Raw genomic sequence first — 4,290 nt, 5'->3', positions numbered from 1 at the left:
GAAAATGATAAATTTGTTTTAGAGATTGTTTAAGGTTTTTTACCTTAAACACCAGCTAAAGCTAAAAGATCGCTTACTTTTTCACATTTTTTAAGATCATCACCGCTAATTTGCTTGCCAAGTGAGTTTTTAAATAATACCATGATAGATACAAAAGCTAAGCTATCCCATTCATCAATATCATCTAAAATCATATCTTCTTTTAGTGTTTCATCCATATGCATAGCTTCGCTAATAGCTTCTAATAATTCTTCTTTAGTCATTTTTTTCTCCTTTATAAATTGAAATTGTATCAGTTTTAAAGTTTTTATCAAAATTTATATAAGCACTCCCCCAGGCATATCCAGCACCAAAAGCACTTAAAATAGCACTAAAATCATTTTTTTGCATTTCACAAAGTAAAGCAGGTAAAGAGCAAGCACTTAAATTAGCGTATTTTGACATCAAAAAATTTGGTGCTTTAGAGCTATCAATACCCAAGTCATTTATAATAGAATCAACTAAAAATTGATTGGATTGATGTAATAAAAAATAATCCACTTCATCTTTACTTTTTTCACAAAAATCAAGCATTTCTTTTATGCTTTGGCTCTCAAGATTAAGTGCTTGGTTAAAAATTTCAGCCCCATCCATGTAAAGATTATCTAAGCTCCTATGCTTATTGGTTTGAAATATTTCTTTATTGGAGCTTTTACTCTCATCAAGTTTAGTAAAAGCTCTATTGGGTATGATGAGTTTGTCAAAACCTTCTCCATTAGAATAAAGCTTAAAAAACGATTTTTCATTTGCACTGCTTATGAGTGTTGCGCTTACTCCATCGCCAAAGATTGGAGCTAAATTTGGATTTAAAGGGTTTATGGTTTTGCTTAAAGTATCACCACAAATTAATAAAATATTTTTTGCATTTTGATTTTCTAAAAAAGAAAAAGCTATAAATAAGCCATATAAATACCCCGAACACGCTTGATTTACATCAAAAGCTATGGTTTGAGGTTTTAAATTTAATCGTTTGTGAAGATAGTTTGCGCATGATGGCATAAAAAAATCAGGAGTTTGTGTAACAAAAATCACCATATCAAGCTTATTTTTATCAAAATCAAGCATTTTAAATAAATTTATACTTGCTTCATAGGCTAAATCTGTTGTGCTAATATTTTCATCAGCGATAAATCTTTCTTGTATGCCTGAAATTTTTTTCATTCTTTTTAGTATTTTGACATCATTTTGAAAAACATCTTCTAAGCAATCATCTATATTTATACATTTATTAGGCACGCAAACGCTTATACCTGCTATTTTGGCTTTATTAAAACTAGCTTTCAATTATAAGTCCTTCGTAATTTATCATTTCTTTTTGGATTAGAGTAAAATTTTCTTTTATATTTGCATTTAAACTATATAAAAATTCTAAAAATGGCATATTTCTTTCGCCCTTTTGAAAGTATAAAATACATTCTTTTGTATTAAAATGCACATGTAATAACTCTATAGCCTTATATAGCATAATTTTTTCAAGCTTTCTTCCTAAGGCTCTACAACTTATGCAAAGATCTTTTATGATTAAATTTGTTTCATCTTTATAAGCTAAAAAAATTGCTATAATGCCACTATCACTTAATTTATCACTCATACTTATAGTCAAAATAGCATGTTTTTGCATAAATTCTTCACATTCTTTTAAGCTTAATCTTGAGTAATTTGATATAAATTGATTGGTTTTATTAAGTAGTTGTGAAATTCTTTCAAGTTCATCTGCGTGGTTGATATGAAATTTCAAACAAATTTGTAATTTTTCAAAATACTCTTTAGGGCTAAGCTTGACAAGCTCTTGTCTTTGTAAATTTGCTTTAATATCAGCACTTCTTAACTCATCTTCTTTGCTAAAGCTTGTTTTTAAAAGTCTAGGATAGAGCTTTAAACTATAAGCACTATTTTCATCAGCTAGCAAGGTGTTAATATGAAGGTGTGATACATTTTCAATTTCGGCTATATTATCATCAATAAATAGCACACTATCAAAAGCTATATTAAAAAAATTTACAATTTCTTTAATATTTTCGTCTTTACTTTTCCAATTAGCCCTGATCATACTAAAATCATCAAGTTGTAATAAAAAGTCTTTTCTTTGTGAAAAAAGTTTTTTTACATCTTCTTCTTCATTTTTTGAAGCGATGGCGAGTAAAAAACCTTGATTTTTTAAATTTAAAAGCTCACTTTGTAAGGCTTTATGATTGCTAGATAAAGTAAGATTTTCAATGCCATCTTCGCCTAAAATTCCTTGGTATAAGGTATTATCAAGATCTATGATGATTGCTTTTAAAGTTGGTTGTAAGAAGCTAGGTAGGATTTTTAGTCCTAGAATTTGGGCTAATTTTACACAAGCTTTATTACTAAGTCTGCTTGCATTTATTTCAAAATTACTATCATCTATGATGAGATTTTCATCTAAAAAGGGCTTTAGTATTTTGCAAATACTATATTCTTTTAAGCTTGTATTACCAAGTAAAAGTGTGATGATAGGAATGTTGCTAATGCTTGATAGTTCTTGTATTTTTTCTTTGATAAAATCATCTGCATTTTTTTTATAATTGTTTAAATCTATAAATATAATGTTTAAATCTGCTTTTTGAAAATTATCATAACTTAAACTATCATCATAAGAGCTTATGTTAAATTCAGCCTTTAATTTACTAAAGGCTAAAAATGCATTTAGTATGCTTGAAATCACTTCAAAAGAGTGATTTCTAAAAACATTAATAGTAATTTTTTTATAATGATTTTCCTTACTAAGTTTTATAAGATCATTTCTTTTTAAATTTGGTGAAAAAAGATTCATTCTTTGACCAAAACTACTGCCATTACAATAGCATTTTTTGTTTTTAGTGCTTTTTCTAAAGAATAATTATTCGCCATAAAATATTCACATTCTTTGATTTTCAATCCTGCTTTATTAAGTAATTCTTTAACTTCATCAGGATGAGAAAATAAATAAATATGATCAATTGCAGGAGCGTTGATAGGTATAGTCGCAAAGATTTCTCCATTATCATTTAATAAGGCTTTTACATCTTTCATAAATTGTAAAGGTTGTTCAACATGTTCTAAAACCTCTCCCATTACTACCAAATCAGCTTTGTTGTTAAACTCACATTTGGTAAAATCTTTACATATAAATTCGCATTTAGTATTTATTTTGCCAAACTGATTTTCTACCATATCTTTGCTCATTTGACAACTTATAGGAGATATATCGATGCCAAAATATTCTTTAAATTTTTGACTTCTTAGGGCTTTAACAAAAAACTCACCATGCCCTGGTCCTATTTCAAGATAGGTATTTTCTTGATTTTGTTTTTCATCTATATACTTAGCAAAATATCTTCTAACCTCAATATGAGCATTCCATATAAAAGAAGATATGGCAAGACCTACCATGTATTGCTTCATATAGTTTTCATTAAAATACACCATATTTTCTACTTCTGCTAAGGTGCTATATCTATATTTTCCAAATTCTATAAAATATCTAGTTTCTTCTAAAGTATCATTTAATACAACTATATAGCTTTGAGCTTGTTCTTCTAAAGTAATATTTAGTGTATCTTTGTAATAAACAATAAGCTTTTCTAAATCTTCATATTCTTCTTTAGAGAGTTGTAATCCATCTAAACATTTTTTGTGTAGTGGATTTTTTTCTTCTATTAGCTTAAATAATTCTTTTGTATTTTCTAGCATAATTTCTCCTTAATAGCTTGCAAAAGTTCATTTTGTGATTTTAGCTGACTTAATTCATCTTTGCTAAATTTGATTTCAAATTCTTCTTCTAAGCTCATGATTATATCAATATGATTTAAAGAAGTCCAATTTTTGCAATTTTGCATGCTTAAATTTGAATTTTCATCAACTTTTACTTCTAGTATATTTTCTAAAATTTCATAAAATTTATTTTCCATGATTAATCCTGTAATATAAAAATATTTTTATCTTCATCAAGAGCATTTTTTATCGCTTCTTTGTATTCTTTTGTATGAAATAAACATATAGTTGCACCACCAAAATTTTCGTATATAAAATTTTTTGTTTTTTTAGTAATATAGTTTATATTATCGACATTTGGTAAAGATTTTTTATCTAAATGTCTAACATAAAATTTTATTTTTTTATCATGCATTCTGTTTTGTTCGTCTATTATTTTTCCGTGAAAATCTTTAAAATATCTGTAATCTACTCGGTATTCTTCTTCGATATAATGAGTTAGAGTGTGTCCTGTAGTGCTTCCAAAAAGTATAT

5 protein-coding genes and 1 pseudogene are annotated in these 4,290 nt (G+C 27.0%); all 6 read right to left on the bottom strand.

Annotation, left to right across the window (positions count from 1 at the left end):
- Positions 1 to 44: 44 nt before the first annotated feature.
- Complete coding sequence (locus CAMP5063_RS08150; RefSeq protein WP_214100219.1) at positions 45 to 263, bottom strand: acyl carrier protein; 219 nt, start codon at positions 261 to 263, stop codon at positions 45 to 47.
- Positions 256 to 1,323 (bottom strand): beta-ketoacyl-ACP synthase III, encoded by a 1,068-nt coding sequence (locus CAMP5063_RS08145; protein ID WP_337195147.1) that lies wholly within the window; start codon positions 1,321 to 1,323, stop codon positions 256 to 258. The genes CAMP5063_RS08150 and CAMP5063_RS08145 overlap by 8 nt, the downstream gene beginning before the upstream one ends.
- Positions 1,313 to 2,836, bottom strand: coding sequence for an HAD-IIIC family phosphatase (locus CAMP5063_RS08140; protein WP_337195146.1), 1,524 nt, complete (start codon positions 2,834 to 2,836; stop codon positions 1,313 to 1,315). The genes CAMP5063_RS08145 and CAMP5063_RS08140 overlap by 11 nt, the downstream gene beginning before the upstream one ends.
- Positions 2,833 to 3,735 carry a class I SAM-dependent methyltransferase gene (locus CAMP5063_RS08135; RefSeq protein WP_173787020.1) on the bottom strand — a complete coding sequence of 301 codons (903 nt, stop codon included), beginning with the start codon at positions 3,733 to 3,735 and terminating at the stop codon, positions 2,833 to 2,835. The genes CAMP5063_RS08140 and CAMP5063_RS08135 overlap by 4 nt, the downstream gene beginning before the upstream one ends.
- On the bottom strand, positions 3,729 to 3,953 hold the full coding sequence (locus tag CAMP5063_RS08130) for an acyl carrier protein (RefSeq protein WP_087699877.1): 225 nt from the start codon (positions 3,951 to 3,953) through the stop codon (positions 3,729 to 3,731). Before CAMP5063_RS08130 ends, CAMP5063_RS08135 begins: the two co-directional genes overlap by 7 nt.
- A 2-nt stretch (positions 3,954 to 3,955) precedes the next feature.
- Positions 3,956 to 4,290, bottom strand: a pseudogene (locus tag CAMP5063_RS08125) (acetyltransferase); the annotation flags it as partial.

This window comes from Campylobacter sp. RM5063, from assembly GCF_024723655.1.
Lineage (GTDB): Bacteria > Campylobacterota > Campylobacteria > Campylobacterales > Campylobacteraceae > Campylobacter_D > Campylobacter_D lari_D.
The sequence above is the reverse complement of the archived record's forward strand: the minus strand, read 5'-3'. Positions and strand labels throughout refer to the sequence as shown.

Coding starts and splice junctions, on each gene's coding strand:
- CAMP5063_RS08130 (WP_087699877.1), bottom strand. CDS start 3,953: ATGGAAAATAAATTTTATGAAATTTTAGAAAATATACTAGAAGTAAAA.
- CAMP5063_RS08150 (WP_214100219.1), bottom strand. CDS start 263: ATGACTAAAGAAGAATTATTAGAAGCTATTAGCGAAGCTATGCATATG.
- CAMP5063_RS08135 (WP_173787020.1), bottom strand. CDS start 3,735: ATGCTAGAAAATACAAAAGAATTATTTAAGCTAATAGAAGAAAAAAAT.
- CAMP5063_RS08140 (WP_337195146.1), bottom strand. CDS start 2,836: ATGAATCTTTTTTCACCAAATTTAAAAAGAAATGATCTTATAAAACTT.